A 17,462-nucleotide genomic window follows, 5' to 3' on the forward strand; every position below is an offset into this window, starting at 1 on the left:
TCCACCCACGCCAGACGAAGTATACTCTGGCATTTTTGGTTGTCAACAGTCTTTCAGTAACTCGACGAGGCCTACATGGATGTCCAAAGTGGATAAGAAGCGGATAAAACGAGTCCAGGAAGCAGCCCACATTCATCAACTTTTTCCTTTAATAGCAACAGACTATGCAACTTAGACCTCTGATTAGGTGCCATCTCCTTCTTTGCCCGGTCCAAACAGGTGAAGTTTGATTGACTTCAATGAGCTTCAATTAGAGAATACTTTCATGCTCTTAAACTACTCGGCTTCCTCATTCGCAAGATCATTTTCATTCCTCATCCTGCCGCTCCTCTGCCTGGAACAGGCCTATGCAAAAGACTTCAACCCGGATAACCCCCTCAACCAACCGGCGCCGGTCTATTGGTGCTCAAGCAAGGCACCGGATCAGCAGATTTCAACTCAAAAAGGCTCCGGTTGTGAGCCGCTCTACGACCAACAGGCGGCAGAATCTTTCAGAGAAAAGGCTCGCCAACAAGGATTCGATTTTCCCGACCGTAATCCAATCAAGATCGCCGAACTGCAGAATGCCGCTTCCAAATATTCAGATCGCTATAGGGCGTTCGTCTCGTGTTGTTTGACAGACCACAGCGCTCCCGGAGAAATCGTCGATTTAATTGATGAAGCCAATCACATTTTGAAGACAGTTCAACAAAAAGGCATTTTTAATTCCCGTACATTTGCCAGACAACTTCCACTTAACGAAATGGTGGGGACAATCACGCGCGCCCGCGGGGACTTATTTCGACTCTATGACCGTCTGGATAAATTGAACAAGGCACAACAGGGTCTGGATCAAGTCGACTACGAAGCCAGCGGCCGGGCTAAGGTTCAGATCCAAGAGGAGGAAGAGGCGATCAAGAAAGAGTTCAGAGCCAAAAAACCTCCGTCATCGGCACCGACCGGGATGGAGATTCAAGATACGACCCTGCGCTCACGCATTGGAGGAGACATCGAGGACACGAAGTTGAATTCTCACTTTGGGGCCGACATTAATTATTTGTCGCCATACAGCAGGATCGGCGAATCACTGCGACCGCGCCGCGGTGAAGATATTCATGACAGCAACATTCCCCATCGGCCAGGAACGGATATCCAAGATACCTCCATGCCCAGTGGCACCGGGTTCGAGGTCGACAGTACGCAGAATCGTGAAGGGATGTCCACGCTCCCACGACGCGGAGTCGGTGCCTCCATAGGAGATTCCGACCTGAACAGCCGGAAACGATAGCCTCTTACGGCTTATTTTCCCACCACCGGCATCGGCTCCCATGTCTCTCCGAAATCGTTGCTGCGATACAACCCGCTGCCGTTCGTGCCGGCATAGAAGACCTTTGAATCGGTTGCACTTTGTGCGATTGTTCGGATGTTGGTGGTTACAAGCCCGCTGTTGACCAGCTTCCATGTCGCGCCGGCATCTTCGCTTCGATGCACTCCATCCCGCCCCGTGATGTAGATCACGCCTCGACGTGTTCGATCGAGCACCATCGCGATGATCATCTGATCGGCAAGCGACTCCCCGATCCGCTTCCAGGCCTTCGCGCCGTCTGTTGATTTATACAGCCCGGCGAGCGTGGCGGCGTAGACGGTATTGGGCTCGTAGGGGTCGACTAGAATCGACGTGACGTTCAGCGCCCGCGACGTTTTCAGCATGTCGGGTGGGACCAGTCCGTTGTTCATTTTTTCCCAATGGCCGGCCTGATCGATCGATTTGTAGACACCTCCGCTGGTTCCCGCGTACAGAGTGGTGGGTTTGGTCGGATCCATGCCCAGCGTCACGACCATCAACACTTCTTTCATGCCCTCCATTCTCTTCGTCCATTGCTCGCCTCCGTTTTTGGTTTCGAACACGCCCATCGTCGTGGCAAGGAAGATGTGCTGCGCGTCGACCGGATCGAAGAGGAATTGATTCACCACGGAGGTGATCGTCGTATCATCAAGCCCTGCGCGCATCGACACCCAGCGCTGCCCACCATCATGGCTCTTGTAGACCGCATCGCCCTTCGTACCCGCATAGACGGTCGCAGGATATACAGGATCGATCGCCATGGAGATCACGCGAGAATGACTCATGCCCTGCGAAAGATTCGTCCAGGTCTGGCCGCCGTCGCGCGTCTTGTAAATGTAGTCGTTCGTCGCCACATAAATGATATCCGGATTGTTCGGATGGAGCTGGATGACGACGATCGGATCACTGCGATTACAGCCGACGAGAGAGATGGCAAGCACGAGGATCGCGAGAAGGTTGTGCATGAAGGAGGCTCGGCATTTCTTCGTGATGTTCAAACGAGTCATCCAAGGCTGCAGGAAACATCGCACGCCGAAGCACGCTCTACTCCGCACATGAAGACAGACGATCGGCCGAGGGGGCAGTGTGAGACCTGTTTCCGCATCTGTTTATCGGAAATTCGCGAACTGCAAATCGATGTCGAAGTCCTGGCCTTTCAAGAACGCGATCGCCGACTGTAATTCATCCTTGCTCTTCCCCAACACCCGCACCTGTTCGCCCTTGATCTGAGCTTGGACTTTCAATTTGGAATCCTTGATCGCCTTCGTAATCTCCTTCGCCTTGTCCGTGGCGAGTCCGCTTTGAATCTTCGCGACCTGGCGCACCGTCCCGCTCAACGCCGGCTCGATCGCACCCTGGGCGAATGCTTTCAGCGACACCCCGCGCTTTACGCATTTCGCCTTGATGATCTCCTGCACCGCCTTGAGCTTGTACTCATCATCCGACACGACGACCAACTCCTTTTCTTTCTCTTTCAACGTGATCTCCGTCTTCGAATCCTTGAAGTCGAACCGCTGCTTGATCTCTTTCGTCGCCTGATCCAGCGCGTTCTTCAATTCTTGCATATTCACTTCCGACACTACGTCGAATGAAAACTGATCAGCCACGATCTCCTCCTTCTTTTCCTTAATCTAGCAAGGGCGGCATGGTCGACCTTTCATTGCGCGCAACCCACCCTACCCCGACGCGCCTTGGCGCGTCCCTTTCCCCGGGAGCACCGCCCTTCATTTAGAATCTTGTTGACCCCGCGTGCGCATACTAGGAGCACAGGAGATCAGCCAGGTTGTTCCTTCTTCTTTCGTCATCCTACGGAGCGGTCTGGTTGATTCTCGACTGCGCGCCATTGAACGAGCACATCGTTCACAACCAGTGGTTTGTATCAACAGATGTGCGCGTTCAGCGAGCAAGAGAACGACCAGACTGCTCCTTTCTCCCTAACAACACCCCGTTCCATGCGGCAACTTAAACCCTTTCTCATCTTCACGATGAATCGCCGTCCGCATCCGCGCCGCCGCCCCCCCACCGGCCATCACGATAACTTCACTGGAGGTAAACGGCTTCTTCAAGACCACATAGCCGTACCACTGCCTGACACTGTCACTTAAGACGATCAGGCCCAACACGGCCACCGATGCCACCAATACCGCGTCCAGATACAGGGCAAAGGCTTGTCCCGCCGCCAATGTCGCCGCCTTCTTCAAGAACATCCGGAACATTTCATAGGAACCGGTCAGTGTGATCAATCCCACGAAGAGCATCGGCGGCACCGTCACCCACAGATAGGACGACTTCCGCATTTTAATCAATACCGTCGTCCCAATGCAGAGCGCCAACATGCCCAGCAGCTGATTGGCGGCGCCGAACATGGGCCAAATCGTCGAAATGCTCCCCGTCCCGATCAAATACGCCCAGGCTCCCACGACCAGACCGCTGCTCAGCATCACACCCGGCACCCAATTGATCCGACGAAAGGGCGCATACACACGCCCTGCCATCTCTTGAATGAGATACCGTGCCACGCGCGTCCCCGTATCGATCGTCGTCAGGATAAACAATGCCTCGAACACCAGCGCAAATTGATACCAATAGGCCATCAGTCCGGACATGCCGGGCAGCGCCGAAAAGATGGATGCCATCCCGACCGCCAAAGATACAGCCCCTCCGGGCCGACCCGCGACATCCACCTCGACCAATTGCGACAACTCCGCAATTCGCGCCGGCGGGAACCCCATAGCCGCCAATGCCTCCGCACCTAACGTCGTATTGATCGCCAAATAGTCTCCGGGAATCAGCACCGACGCCGCGATCAACGCCATGACACCGACAAAACTTTCCAGGAGCATCGCCGCGTAGCCCACTACGGCCTGCGACTCCTGTTCGATCATCTTCGGTGTCGTGCCGGATGACACCAATGAATGAAAGCCCGAGATGGCTCCGCAGGCAATCGTGATAAAGAGAAAGGGAAAGAGCGTGCCGGGAATAATCGGCCCGCCGCCATCGGCAAACGTCGTCACGCGCGGCATCTCGATGGTCGGCGCCATGAGGATGACGCCGAACCCAAGCAAAAAGACCACCCCGAGCTTCATGAACGTGGACAGGTACCCGCGCGGCACCAGCAACATCCATCCCGGCAACACCGATGCGAGGAAACCATACCCGGCCAAGAGCCAGACCAGCGCCGGCTTGTCGAATTCAAAGAACCACGCGTAGGACGACTGTGCCACGACACGACCGAACAGCACGGCACCAATCAACAGAACGACTCCAAGGATCGACACGTCCGCCACCGCGCCCGGACGAAACTTCTGGAGATAGAAGCCCATGAGGAGGCCGATCGGAATCGTCATGGCGATCGTGAACGTACCCCAGGCATTGTGGTAGAGCGCATTCACGACGGCAAACCCCAACCCCGCGAGCGCCACCACCACGATGAACAACACCGCTACCGCCGTCGCCGTCCCGGTGATCGAGCCGAGTTCATCATGAGCGATTTCGGGCAGCGAGCGCCCGTTGCGCCTCATTGAAGCAACGAGGATAATGAAGTCCTGTACGGCCCCGGCGAGCACCGCCCCGATCACCAGCCACAGAAAACCGGGCATGAATCCAAACTGCGCGGCCAGCACCGGTCCGAGTAACGGCCCGGCTCCCGCAATCGCCGCAAAGTGGTGACCAAACAGCACGACTTTGTTCGTGGGATGAAAATTCACGCCGTCATTCAAGCGCACGGCCGGCGTGACATGCTGGTTGTTGAGCCCGACGACCCGCCTGGCGATCCATCGGCCATAAAATCGATAGGCCAGCACATACATGCAGGCCGCCGCCACGACCAACCAGAGTCCATTCACTTTTTCTGCGGGACTGACGAGTCCCGCGACCTGAGCGAGGGCGACGGCGCCAAGAAGAGACAAGAAGATCCAGAGCAATATCCGCGCGATATTCATGCGCGGCATAGTACCACAACGGTACCCCGGCTGTGATAAACTGCTTCATCCTTCGTCACTCCAACCTAGGACATTTCTGAGGTTTCCGGACACCGATTGCACGCTATGGTCGCAAGCGTGGATCCATCATCACCGAACGACCACACAAGGTCCCCCACTGCTCTCCGCCGCACACACAACGAGCAATATGGAATCCGCGAGGGCGCCTGTACGGCCGTGATGCAGGGAGCCGGAGAGAATTTCTTCACGGCCTTCGCCCTCACATTCCACGCGACCACCGCTCAGATCGGCTTGCTGAATGCGTTACCGGCCTTTGTCGGGACGTTTGCCCAGCTGGGATCGGTGATGTGGTTGCGGTGGTTCGATCACCGGCACAGAATCGTCGTCGCCGGGGCCACGGTACAGGCCGCCCTCTGGCTGCCGCTGCTCATGCTTCCGTTTCTCTTTCCGGCATACGGCGCCGCCCTCATTATCGCCTGCGCCGTGCCGCTCGTCGTCGTCGGGCATTTCTCCATTCCAGCATGGAACAGTTTGATCACCGACCTGCTTGATCCCGACACCCGGGGTACGTATTTCGCCAAACGGGCCCGCGTCATGTCGGCCATAAGCTTTACCGCCTTGATCGGAGGAGGCATGCTGTTGAGCTGGACGACGCGACATCAAGCGGTCTGGGCCGGATTTACCATCCTGTTCCTGCTTGCCGCGGTCGCCCGTGGCTTCGCCGCCCGCTATCTTCAGCGGCTCGACCAATCCGATGCACCGGTCACTCAGCACCTGAGCCTCCGCCTGAAGGACTTTGTCGGGACTGGACGCCACGAAGCCTTCTTGCGCTTTTTGTTGTTCTCCGGCTTCATGCATGTCAGCGCCCTGCTCGCCGGCCCCTACTTCGCCGTCTACCTGCTTCGCGATCTGCAACTGTCCTATATGGAATACTCGTTGTGGGCCGCGGCCTCGGTCATCGGTGGATTCCTGGCCATTAACGGCTGGGGGCGCATCGGCGACCGGTACGGAAATCGAAAATTGCTGATGATCACCGGTTTTGGATTACCGGTCCTGCCGTTTCTTTACCTCATGACAGAGGAGGTGTGGTGGCTCATCCTGATCAACGGCTTGGCGGGCATGCTCTGGTCGGGCTTCAACCTCGGCCTGCAAAACATCGTCTATGACCTTGTGAAGAGCGAAGAACGGGCCGGCGCCGTGGCCGTGAGCAACGGGGTCATCGCGACAAGTGCTTTTCTTGGAACCATGATCGGAGGGTGGCTCAGTACCGTCCTCACACCTGAGATCATCCTCGGAGAATTCGAGGTGCTGTTTGCGTCGAACCTCCCGGTGATCTTTTTCGTCTCGGCCTTACTGCGCCTCGCCGTGGCGATCCTATTCATCAAGCCGCTCAAGGAAGTGCGGGACGTCAAACCGATTTCTCACCACGAACTCTTCCTCGAACTGCCCCTCATCAAACCAATGATGGACGTTCTCGGGCGCCGCGTCGGCCATCAGCCGTAGCTACCACAATCCTATAGCCCATTCACCTTCGTTAAGAATCACACTGAAACGAGAACGGCGAGCGGCAGAGTATTCCCGGCAGAGCTCCTGCCACCGTAACAATCCGTCGGCTGTTCCGATTGATCACTTTTTGGAAGGTTCCCGGCCATCATTTGAACGTAAGGACTCGTGTATCTCTATCACTGATCAATTAGATAGATAGCTGGCGTCTGATTTCTGGGACCCATTGAAATGTCGGCCGGCGGATAGATGCACACCCATCACCCTGACTTCCATAGTCGCTCCCACCCTAAGTCCGCAAAGCAAGGCCCTTGCGTAGCTTCGCTGAACTTAATGCCGTTTCTCGCCCCATTCCATTCCAGGAGTTGGACCTGCTCGTCCTGGTCGACCGTCACATCCCAGCCTATACAGCGTGTATAGGGTGCTTTCCGATGCAACTCGGTCACGGTGCGTACACAACTATGGAATGCAGGAATCACGTTCCCGGCAAATGTGACCTGACTCGTCGGATGCACTTTGGTCTCCAGCCACTCCGCCGTATACCCCACCTCCTTAAACGCGCCGCTTTCGACATCAATCGATACGGCAACCTGGCTCTTCGTTTGGACATGGGTTTCGTCTCCACTGCCCATTCTCAGGTAACATGCCCGCACGGACACCTTCCCGCTATCCTCGTACACGGTCGTGATTCGTACGGTTGCTACGGATTGTTGGGTGAATTCAGCGAACAATCGATGCGGCCGCACGGCGCGTTGAAACACCCCGTTCCCCAGCCGGTGGATCTGTTCAAGACTGAACGACTCACGCGTGAGAAAATAAACGCCTTCACCTCGGAGCGAATGATCGAGCTTGAAGACCACTCGCTCCTGATCCTTGAACAGTTTGTCTCTCACCGCATCGGGTGACACAAATCCGGAGGTGGTGTCAAAAAAGATTCCATTCACGTACGCGAGCAAATCAGGAAGGGCCGCGCTCTGAAGCATGACCGCGTTCAGACCTCTGAGGCTCGACACCGGTCCGTACCGCTTCTGAATCGTGGGTACGACAACTGAGAAGTAGTAGTTATCGGGAATCCAGCCCTCTCGAAACCGCCCGGAAACCGCCGTATAGACATACAACCAGGGGGCAAAGCGCTTATGTCCGAGGACCTCCACCGCATAATCGTTACACTGTTTCAAATCCTGACGGCTCGTCTTGCCTTTATAGCTTTCCACGGCCTTCAGGATCTTCATGGCCGTTTTGTTGATAGCCCAATAATCATAATAATAACTCTCCAAACGCCCCAACTTCCGCAAAATAGCCCTGGAGGTCGACTTCCAGTTCAAAGACATCCTGCACCTCTCACAAGTGACTTCGTTGTGCGCAGCGGACGGACAAGTACTCCACCGAGCCTATAGGAAGTAAGACATGGGAATCTACCCTGCGTTCGGGGAGGTCGAGTGAAGAGTTTGTATCCCTCATGTTTGCACGGCGATCTCTGCTGTTGCGGGAGTGGTCCCAGCGCTCGATAGAGTTCCGGAACTAGCCATCGGCCCAAGCGCCGATTGCAAGATCGTTCAAGGCTTGTCAGACGGCAACTCCTACGAAGAAATTCTGTGCGAAGTGGTCAGAAACATCGAGCACGGGGTTGGTCGGTACTGATGCCGGGAGAACGATTCGCCATGGCGGACTCACCTGGGCGTCAGACGACAGCTTAGCACGCGGCGTCCCGCGTAATCGTGCAGACAATCCCGCCGCTACAACCAGCCAAAACCCATTCGTTTTCGTTTCGATTGATGACGCCAACCACGTTGGTCAAGCTTGAGCGTACCTAAAAAACAAAAAATAATGCCCGGAGCGATTCCCAGCCGCATTCATGCGGCGGCATCCTAAGAATCTGCCTGGCGCTTGTAAATCAAGCGATGCCCCATTATCCTTGTGAACCATGGCTACCACGACACCCCTGATCTCCTACTCTCCCGATGTGCTGGGAGGCACCCCTGTGTTTGCGGGTACCCGCGTGCCGGTCCAGACATTGATCGAATACTTGGAGGGGGGCGAAACGATCAACGACTTCCTTCAAGGCTTCCCGACCGTCAGTCGCGACCAGGTTATCGCCTTTCTCGAAGAAGCCAAGACCCGCATGCTCGCTAAAGCCTCGTGAGAATCCTCCTCGACGAGTGTATTGACCGACGCTTTGCAAGAGAGATCGAGGGGCATGAAGTGGTTACAGTCCCTCAAGCGGAGTGGGCGGGAATCAAGAATGGCGAGTCATTGACCAGGGCTCAAACACAGTTCGACGTCTTCGTCACTGTTGATCGTAACTTGGCCTTTCAGCAGAACATCCCCCAGTTCACCATTGCAGTCATTGTGCTTCAGGCGCCGATCAACCGCCTAAAAGACCTTTGCCCGCTGTTACCCAAACTACTTCAGACCATATCAACGGCGCCAAAGGGCGCAGTCAGCCGAATCAGCCTGTAGCTCCTTCTTCAAATCACCATCCATCGATCATAGAACCGGTAGCGGGGGGACTCAACGCACTCTCATTGCCGTCTCTAATCACACCCCCAATGCTAACTGCTTCAGAGTTTCATGTGACGGCCAACCTTGCTCCAGCGCTTTGATCAAAAACTTGGCAGCAAGTTCACGGGCATTGGCAGCTTTTTCTCTAATAGACGGCTCAGATTCAGGAACACTTCCATGCACGATGATAGATCGCATGTCGTAAATTTCTTGTAACTTCTTAAACAAGATTTCCCTTTCAGTTTGGTCGGTAGCAAGATACCAAGCTCCGTACAAGCCAAATTTGAATCGGTACTCACCTTCTTTACCCGGCGGGAGAAGAAAGCCTTCTATTGCTATGACAAAATCAATGAGTTTATCGGATGCGTTCTCTTCGGCATTTCCTAACATGAATCTATGGAGCACAACTTCTTTTCTATTTTGAGGCGAACTAACCGCGCCATCTGGGATTACACGCGCTACCCTTTCTGCTCGCCGAAGATGGTCAGCTGTACAATCTCTCGTACCTCCATTTCGCCCTAAGACAAATTTTTGTCCGCCGCTTGTTAGAGATGGCCCTGGTTCAGTCCAGGTCGAGGCGAGACTCTCTCCGTGAAGTTCAAATCCTAATAGTGCAAGAGCAAGAATGACTTTCTTTGGATAGAGGCCAGCCTGAGGCTGAACGGTTTTGCTGCACGTCGTCCTCACTTCAAGGACAGATCGTTCACTAACAACCCTTGGGAACGGGGGCCTTACGCCTTTATGTTCGTAGTATAGCCATAGTTGATCCGCGGACAAATCTGCAATGCGTGCCAACTCATTGGATGAGATTTTACGCAGTCTAATGTTGTTTGACTCAATGCTTTCTTCAGATAACTTTATCCCCGCTAACGGTAGCGCGGTCACAAAGTTGATCGTATCGGATTGAATAAGGCAAATGGCGTCTTTTGCTAATGACTCTGCAACCGAACGGTTGGGAGTTTTTAGTGTAGCGAGTGACCTTATGTATTCTAGTTCGATCCTGCTGAGCAAAGCCTCACTTATCCATTCTAGTGGATTACGTTCAAAATTATGTTTGGAGAAGGGCGTCCAGACCTTACATCGCTCGCCGTAAGCCTTGTGGAGAGCGTCAGCTGGTGATTTTTGAATGTCCTCTGTACTCGGAGCCGTTTTCTCTCGGAGTGAGAATGCAAACGCAGGAATAACTAACGGTGTAACTTGGACGGTTTCTTGAGAAGAAGAAAATCCAGTTTCTGTAAAGTTAGTGACAACTGGCCTGGAAATCTCAACTGATGGCGGTATCCCCGCAAGTTGTGAAGCCTTAAGAAGCAGCTTTCGCCTTTCCTCCAACCACTGAACAATTTGCTTCTGCAATCCATCAGCTTGCATGCTTCACTTCCCTCTCGGAATCCGTCAAGATGATAAGTACATTCGTACGAAAAATCGACCCAATGTGATAGCTCCTGTCAATGGCTAAGTCCGACCGCCGGCGGTTTTCTTTCGAAAGCGAGCGGCGTACGCTAGCCGTGTATGGGGCAGACAGGATAGAAATGATGCGCTGATGGCTAATGGCACAACTAAAAGAGAGACACATCAGCACTGGTTATCTGGCCATGCTGCCGAGGGATCGGCGTGAACGCGGTGAGGCGATCGACCGACTCGTGAAGAAGCTGTTCCCGAAGACCACGTGCGATTTCAGCTACCGGATGCCAACCTATCATGTCGGCGAACACTTCTTTGCGTGGAAGAGCCAGAAGAACTATCTGTCGGTCTATACCTGTTCCTCTGAACGCATCGCAGCCTTCATGAAAAAGCATCCTGAGATTCGACACGGTGCCGGCTGTATTAATTTCCGCGACCGCGATCCCTTTCCACTCCATGACCTCGCCACGGCCATCGCTAACGCCCTCGCCCCACCTCACTGATCCTCAAACTCGAATACCGCTCCCACGAGTCGCCAAAATACAATCTCCTTTGAGAACCCGCATTCCTCTCCTAGACTAGCCAAAACACCTCGACTCACTCCGTCCGATGACCGAGAAGCGCTTCGAACAATTCGTCCGCCAACTGGAAGGGTACGCGAAGGCCCATCCGACTCAGTACAAGTTCAAGGTTGCCCTCCTTGCTTTTACCGGCTACGCCTATGTGTTCGCCGTGCTGGGGGCCGTCATTGCTCTGACGGTCGGTTGTTTTGTCCTGATCAAAGACGGATCGGGTGGTCATGCCCTCCTCTTCAAGGTGGGCATCGCGCTCATCGTCCTTGCCACCGTAATCGTTCGCGCGCTTTGGGTGCGGTTGGAGCCCCCGACCGGCATCGAGCTCCAGCGCGAGCATGCACCGCGCCTCTTTCTTTTGATCGACAAGATCCGGAACGCCCTCGGCACGCCGGCCTTTCACCACGTGTTGATCGTCAATGAGTTGAATGCCGCGGTGGTACAGGTGCCCAGGCTCGGCATCTTCGGCTGGCAACGCAATTATCTGTTGCTGGGACTTCCCCTCCTGCTCACCTTTACCCCGGCCCAGTTTCGCGCGGTGCTGGCGCATGAGTTCGGCCATCTTGGGAGCCAACACGGCCGCTTCTTTACCTGGATCTATCGCGCCCGCGTGACCTGGTCGCAGTTGCTCCAGGAAATGACCGTACGCCGACACTGGGCATCCTTCGTGTTTACGAAATTCATGGGGTGGTACGCGCCGTTCTTCAATGCCTACTCGTTCGTCATGGCGCGCGAGCAAGAGTATGAAGCAGACCGGAACGCCGCCCATCTGGTCGGCCCGCATTGCATGAGAGATACCCTCGCGTCGCTTTCCGTCGTTGGACGCCTGCTACGAGAATCATTCTGGACGTCGCTCGACCGGCGGAACAAAGAGACGGCCGACCCACCCGATGCCTATTTGCATGACCTGGCCCACACGATTCTGGTTCCCGCCCATCGCGAGCTGATTCCACGATTCTTCAGCGAAGCGATGCACGACAAAACGGGCTATGCCGATACGCACCCCTCGTTGGCCGATCGACTGGCGGCCCTCGCGAAGCTCCCCGCAAAGACACCGCCCGAGCCCGCCTCTTCCACCAGCCCTCAAGTGCTTGGCCCGGATCAGGAACCGGCAGGCCAATACTACCTGGGGAAGACGTGCGACGAATTGTGCGGCCAGCTCAATCGCGAATGGGCTGCGCAGATCTCAGAAATCTGGAAACAGAAATACGACGAGAAGCAGGCCGCTCAGACCCGTGTGGTCGAGCTATGGGAAAAGTCGATCGCTGAGCCATTGTCCGAAGACGAACTGTGGGAATACGCGACGAAGACAGAGAGGCTCGAAGGAGCAACAGCCGCGATTCCGCTGTTTCGCCAACTGTTGGACCGTTCACCCGACCATGCCGGCGCTGATTTCGCCTTGGGGCGGTTGCTCCTTGCGCAAGGAGACCGTGCCGGACTGGAACGGCTTGAACGAGCGGGCTCCAAGGACCCAGAAGCGTTTCTTGCCGCCTCCGCGCTGGCAGAGGAGTTCCTCGTCCGCACTGGTCAGGAGCATGAAGCCGCCAAGTATCGTGAGCAGACCAGGGAGCGCTGCGAACTCCTACTGAAGGTGGAAGAAGAGCGGCAGCAGATCGAACCAGATGACGTGTTCCTCCCGCACGACCTGTCACGCGAGGAAGCCCGCAACCTTGCGAACGAGCTCTCCGCCCTTGCGGAAGTTGGAAAAGCCTACCTTGTGCGGAAGCAGGTGCGAGTCATGCCGACCGTTCCCGCCTACGTATTGGTCGTCATCCCCCGGTATCGCTGGTACGAGTGGCGCGAGGACGCGAAGAATGACGCGCTGCTTGCGAGACTCTCGCAAGAAATACCGCTCCCAAGCAACACTTATATCCTGGTGCTGGGGTCACAGATGAAGCGCCAGTGGAAGAAGGCCCTTAACCGTATCCCGCTCCTGCCGCTCCAATCTCGCGTCGGAGGTACGGCGACAGCAGCAGCCTCAACTTCCTCCACCATTGAGTTTCCGTCCCTTACCTCTTCTTTGTTGTTCTTGATCAAGAGGCGGTGGCCGGAGTTGGCTGTCGTGATCGTCGTCCTGGCGTCGTATGTGGGCTATTCCGCCCATCCCGAACCCAACTGCTCCGATTATCCCATCGGCGTTGCCGGGAAGTCGGAGGCACAGAGTACGCTGTATCTCGCTCCGATCGGTGAGTTCCCCCCATCGGAATTGTCCCGCTTGATCGTGCACTACACCAACGCCTGGCACGTTCCGATCCAGGCCTTGCCGCCGCTTCCCCTCGACGAGAGTTTGTGGGACCGGACACGCAATCAGCTCGTCGCCGAACGTGTCGTCACAAGAATGAAGCAACACTTTGCAGACCTCGCCACCCGCTCCGATGCCGTGCTGATCGGCGTGACGGCACAGGACATGTATCGGGAGCAGTCATCCTGGCGGTACGCCTTCTCGCATCGCGAAGGCGGCCGATACGCAGTCGTCTCGAGCGCGCGCATGCATCCACGAAGCCTCTCCCTTCACGTGCCTCATGGATCATTGTTCTCGCTGGATCAACGGGACGAAGACCTGGCGCTGTGTCGGCTTACGAAAATGGTTGGGAAAAACGTCGGGCTCCTGTACTACCAATTGGCGATGAACAACGATCCCACCAGTATGCTCTACGACAATATCGACGGGCCCGACGACCTCGATCGCATTATTGAGCGCTTCTAGCCCTCACTGATACAAGCCTAGCCTTCTTCTGCCACCCGAACGCACGAGCCATTCGCGGTCACTGCGGCGAAACACGCTCTGATTCGTCCCGCCAACCGTTCGCTGTAAGCCATCTTGGTTCCTATGCCGCTCTGGCCCTACACGTTCATGAGGAGCGGATCAATGGATTGGTCCGCTCGTTTTGGTATACTGCGCACACCATGCCATCGGATCCCCCGGCTTCGCGGCCGTCTCCGGCGGATCGCCGCGAGTTTTATCGCATTACCGTGACTCTCCCCATCTGCCTTCAGACGGAAAGCGACAAGGCGGAGGGAACGCTCGTCACGCGATCCGTCAACATCAGCGGCGGCGGCATCGGGGTCACACTCAATCAGACCTTCGAGGTGAACACGATTCTTTCCTGCACCCTGCTCCTTCCCGGCCAGGTGCTGTTTAAAACCTCCCTCGAAGTATTGCGCGTGGATCCTATCACCTATCCTCTTAATACATATCGCATCCATGGCCGATTCATCAGAATGGCCGATCAGGATCGGGAACTGCTGATCCGACATATCATTCAGTTCCAGCGCGAGCACCTCAACAAGCACTACTCCGCCTGAATAACCGCGACTCTTACAGGACACGATCTAGAAGACTTCGCTTTGTCCCCGCGAAAGGGGGATACATTCCGCCACGCGTGGCCGATTAAACTGAGCCACCGTGGAATCCACACGTTCTTATTTTCGACACCACTACCGAGTCCCCCTTATCGTCCAATACCCCGTGATGGTCTCCGATGCGGAGACGATCGCGGAAGGGAAGGTAGTCAACCTCACGGTGTTCGGTTGCGCCATCGAATGTGCCGGTGCCACGCCGCAGGGGACCACCCTTCGTGTGCGGTTGATCCTCCCCGATCAGGCGCAATCACTCCCCGTTGAAGAAGCGGAGGTTCGCTGGGTCCAAGGGAATCGACTGGGGCTTCAGTTTCACAAGGTGGAGCGAGCGGCGGATTTTCGGCTCCACGGCTTCGTATGGGATCGGATGGTCGAGCGGTTTCAGACGATCCTTCAGGACGGACTCTCGACCCGTTGATCTTCACTCCTCCCAGATTTTCCCACGAGGGCCAGGCATAACAATCCGACACCGATCCAGACCAGTTCCCGAAACCGCCGCAGCAACGCGAAGGTGATCCCCGTCACATCACTGTAGCCAAAGGCTTGCAACAACAGCATGTTCCCTGCATCTTGCGCCCCCAGACTGCCGGGGATGAAGAAAGATCCGCCTTTGATAAACACCGCGAGCGCCCCGATGGAGAGGGCGGACAGCATACTCACCGAGCCGCCGAGTAAATAGATGATCCCGAACACCTCCAACGATTCGGCCATCCACCCGAAGAAGTACACGGCCATCGACGCATAAAAAGCCTTTTGGTGGTGGCTGTAGAAATTCCGAATCGTCTGGTCGATCGAGCGCAGATGTTCTTCCTGCGCTTCCAATGCCCGGATGCGTAAGCCCAGTTTTTTGACCAACGACAGTATCGATGCAAACAGCCCACGTTGCTGAACGAACACAAAGCCCGCAATCGAACAGACCAACAATCCGACACTCAACAATGCGGCGGTGATCGTCTGGCCGGCCGAACTCCCCGCTCCCAGAAGCCAAAAAGCGAGGGCGATTCCCGTCAGGATATAAAACACCTCGGCGATCGTCATGGTCGTCTTCGCAATGACGACCGATGCGGCTCCCTCCGTCATGGGAACATCGTACCGTTTGAGCAAATAGGCCTTCAGCGGTTCGCCCCCGAGGTAGGCCGTCGGCGTCGTCATATTCACCACCTCGCCGGCGGTTCGAATCGTCAGCAGCCGCCAGAACGGCACTCCTCGTGCCGCGCGCCCCAGCACGACTTTCCACCCATAGGCTTCAATGGAATACATAAGGATGGAAGGGATCAGAATGGCGAGCAAGGCGGTTGGGCCGAGTCGTGAAGCGGCCTCGTAGATATTGGAAGGCCCGATATGCCAGACAAGAAGACTCAGAACGATGAGGCCAAGGGCCAGTAAGATATAGCGCAACACGTTAGTCGGATGCCGAACGCGGCATTATGGCCGAGGAGACGAGACCGCAGATGGGCGAATGACCCACAGCATGGCGCCGGCAAACAGCATGGAGCCGGCGGCCGCGAAGACGAGAAACCAGTATAGTTGGTCGAGTAAGGCAAAGCCCAACAATGCCGCCGAGAAATCCCGGCTGGCGACATTTTTCAACATGACGTCCGCCCAGGCGGCATGGTCGGGGGTTCTCCAGCCGGTTACCGTTTTGATCTTTTGCGCCTTTTCGACAAGGACGAATGAAAGGCCGGTGCCACATACCGCGGCGGCACCCAACACGAGCGGCACCCAGTCGTCGGCTTGGGGCACGTAGAGTCCCACGGCGATCCCTACAAAAATCGCCATGTGCACGACGTTGTCCAGGACGATGTCGAGCCAGGCGCCAAGGGGTGACTCGGTAAAGGTCAGCCGCGCGACCTCGCCGTCGCAGCAATCGATAACGGCCGCCAATTGAAACAAAAGGGCGGCCACCACACCGGCGGTGTACGTACCCATCCCGAAACCGGTCGCGGCAAGCAGGCCGATGAGTCCGGCGAGGACCGTAATGGAATTGGGCGACAGCCCCATCGCGAGAAACAGGCGTGTGAACCACCGTGAGACCTTGCGATTGAAATAGCGATCGACGAACCCCTCGAATTCTCCCTTGAGCGAGTTGAACAACTTCTTTTCGGCAATGTGGACATCCGACGGGCTTCGGACAGGTTGATACCAATTCCCCCGCTTCTCTTCCGCCGAGACCACGTGCACTCGACCATCCGCCGAGGCCCGCTCAAGCCACTGGCGGATCGGAGGGTTCCCCTTCTCGCTCCCCGCCTGATTCGCCGTGCTCATCAAGCTTGCCGGCACGACCACCAAATCCGCGACGCGCAAGACCGGATCGTCCCAACGAGGAGGATTGGAGATCCCCGAGCGCCCAACAGAAATTTTCGAGCGTACCCCCCGCACGATGAACTGATCGACGTGCGCCTGCGGGGCTTGGGAGACCACGATGGCCTGACCGTCCTGCACGTCACGCCGCAACCGTTCGATCAACCCTCGAGTGAACACACTATTGACGCTCGCGATCAACGCAAACCCATGCACCTCGGCCGCCAAGGCTTCCCATGTTCGAGGATCGTCGAGAGGAAACTCCCTGGTCGGCATCCATCGAACCGGAACCGTGACGCGCGGCCCTTTGCCGAGCGCTTGCTTCAATTGTTCCTCTTCAGGACCGGACAGGACGATTAATTGACGAATCCCCGCCCGTTGCAACGTGAGCACGGTCCGGTGAAAGAGCCCGATCCCTACGACGCTCGCCAAGGGGCCCACTTCGCCGACCTGCGGCCCGATCGGGCCGCCGAATACTCCGACAGACGGCAGCAGAATCGCGGTCGCCAGCCCTTGGATTTCGGCTTTCCTCTGAAGGATGCTCTTACTCATGGCTTC

15 protein-coding genes are annotated in these 17,462 nt (G+C 56.2%); 8 read left to right on the forward strand and 7 right to left on the reverse strand.

Going from position 1 to position 17,462, the window contains the following annotated elements; genetic code table 11:
• Positions 1-265: 265 nt before the first annotated feature.
• Positions 266-1,267, forward strand: coding sequence for a hypothetical protein (locus tag A4E19_20135; GenBank protein ID OQW31283.1), 1,002 nt, complete (start codon positions 266-268; stop codon positions 1,265-1,267).
• An 11-nt stretch (positions 1,268-1,278) separates the two neighbouring features.
• Here the strand turns inward: A4E19_20135 and A4E19_20140 are convergent, their stop codons facing one another.
• From A4E19_20140 to A4E19_20150, 3 genes are all read right to left on the reverse strand, one after another.
• The gene (locus tag A4E19_20140; GenBank protein ID OQW31284.1) at positions 1,279-2,331 is read right to left on the reverse strand and encodes a hypothetical protein; all 1,053 of its coding nucleotides are present in this window, start codon (positions 2,329-2,331) and stop codon (positions 1,279-1,281) included.
• 102 nt (positions 2,332-2,433) lie between these two features.
• Complete coding sequence (locus tag A4E19_20145; GenBank protein ID OQW31285.1) at positions 2,434-2,931, reverse strand: YajQ family cyclic di-GMP-binding protein; 498 nt, start codon at positions 2,929-2,931, stop codon at positions 2,434-2,436.
• A gap of 327 nt (positions 2,932-3,258) precedes the next feature.
• The gene (locus A4E19_20150; protein ID OQW31348.1) at positions 3,259-5,265 is read right to left on the reverse strand and encodes a carbon starvation protein CstA; all 2,007 of its coding nucleotides are present in this window, start codon (positions 5,263-5,265) and stop codon (positions 3,259-3,261) included.
• A 219-nt stretch (positions 5,266-5,484) separates the two neighbouring features.
• Here A4E19_20150 and A4E19_20155 point away from each other — a divergent pair, with 219 nt between their 5' ends.
• Positions 5,485-6,768, forward strand: coding sequence for a hypothetical protein (locus A4E19_20155; GenBank protein ID OQW31286.1), 1,284 nt, complete (start codon positions 5,485-5,487; stop codon positions 6,766-6,768).
• A 260-nt stretch (positions 6,769-7,028) separates the two neighbouring features.
• Here the strand turns inward: A4E19_20155 and A4E19_20160 are convergent, their stop codons facing one another.
• Positions 7,029-7,991, reverse strand: a complete 963-nt coding sequence (locus tag A4E19_20160) for a hypothetical protein (GenBank protein ID OQW31349.1) — start codon at positions 7,989-7,991, stop codon at positions 7,029-7,031.
• A gap of 701 nt (positions 7,992-8,692) precedes the next feature.
• On the opposite strand from A4E19_20160, the gene A4E19_20165 reads away from it, so the two are divergent.
• Together A4E19_20165 and A4E19_20170 are read left to right on the forward strand one after the other, a co-directional pair.
• Positions 8,693-8,911, forward strand: coding sequence for a hypothetical protein (locus tag A4E19_20165; GenBank protein ID OQW31287.1), 219 nt, complete (start codon positions 8,693-8,695; stop codon positions 8,909-8,911).
• Complete coding sequence (locus A4E19_20170; GenBank protein ID OQW31288.1) at positions 8,908-9,228, forward strand: hypothetical protein; 321 nt, start codon at positions 8,908-8,910, stop codon at positions 9,226-9,228. Before A4E19_20165 ends, A4E19_20170 begins: the two co-directional genes overlap by 4 nt.
• Before the next feature lie 78 nt (positions 9,229-9,306).
• Here the strand turns inward: A4E19_20170 and A4E19_20175 are convergent, their stop codons facing one another.
• Complete coding sequence (locus A4E19_20175) at positions 9,307-10,638, reverse strand: hypothetical protein (GenBank protein OQW31289.1); 1,332 nt, start codon at positions 10,636-10,638, stop codon at positions 9,307-9,309.
• A gap of 179 nt (positions 10,639-10,817) precedes the next feature.
• Between A4E19_20175 and A4E19_20180 the strand changes: the two genes are divergently transcribed.
• The 4 genes from A4E19_20180 to A4E19_20195 all read left to right on the forward strand — a co-directional run bounded on the left by A4E19_20180 (position 10,818) and on the right by A4E19_20195 (position 15,021).
• On the forward strand, positions 10,818-11,174 hold the full coding sequence (locus A4E19_20180; GenBank protein ID OQW31290.1) for a hypothetical protein: 357 nt from the start codon (positions 10,818-10,820) through the stop codon (positions 11,172-11,174).
• A gap of 106 nt (positions 11,175-11,280) precedes the next feature.
• Positions 11,281-13,950: a hypothetical protein gene (locus A4E19_20185; GenBank protein ID OQW31291.1), complete on the forward strand. Its 2,670-nt coding sequence runs from the start codon at positions 11,281-11,283 to the stop codon at positions 13,948-13,950.
• 200 nt (positions 13,951-14,150) lie between these two features.
• Complete coding sequence (locus A4E19_20190; protein OQW31292.1) at positions 14,151-14,549, forward strand: hypothetical protein; 399 nt, start codon at positions 14,151-14,153, stop codon at positions 14,547-14,549.
• Between the two features lie 166 nt (positions 14,550-14,715).
• Positions 14,716-15,021, forward strand: a complete 306-nt coding sequence (locus A4E19_20195) for a hypothetical protein (GenBank protein OQW31293.1) — start codon at positions 14,716-14,718, stop codon at positions 15,019-15,021.
• Here A4E19_20195 and A4E19_20200 read toward each other — a convergent pair.
• The gene (locus A4E19_20200; protein OQW31294.1) at positions 14,997-16,004 is read right to left on the reverse strand and encodes a hypothetical protein; all 1,008 of its coding nucleotides are present in this window, start codon (positions 16,002-16,004) and stop codon (positions 14,997-14,999) included. The two genes, A4E19_20195 and A4E19_20200, sit on opposite strands and share 25 nt — an antisense overlap.
• Positions 16,005-16,028: 24 nt before the next feature.
• A complete protein-coding gene (locus tag A4E19_20205; protein ID OQW31295.1) occupies positions 16,029-17,456 on the reverse strand; it encodes a hypothetical protein in 1,428 nt (475 codons plus the stop codon).
• Positions 17,457-17,462: the final 6 nt, after the last annotated feature.

This window comes from Nitrospira sp. SG-bin1 (assembly GCA_002083365.1).
In the GTDB taxonomy this organism is placed as follows: Bacteria; Nitrospirota; Nitrospiria; order Nitrospirales; family Nitrospiraceae; genus Nitrospira_D.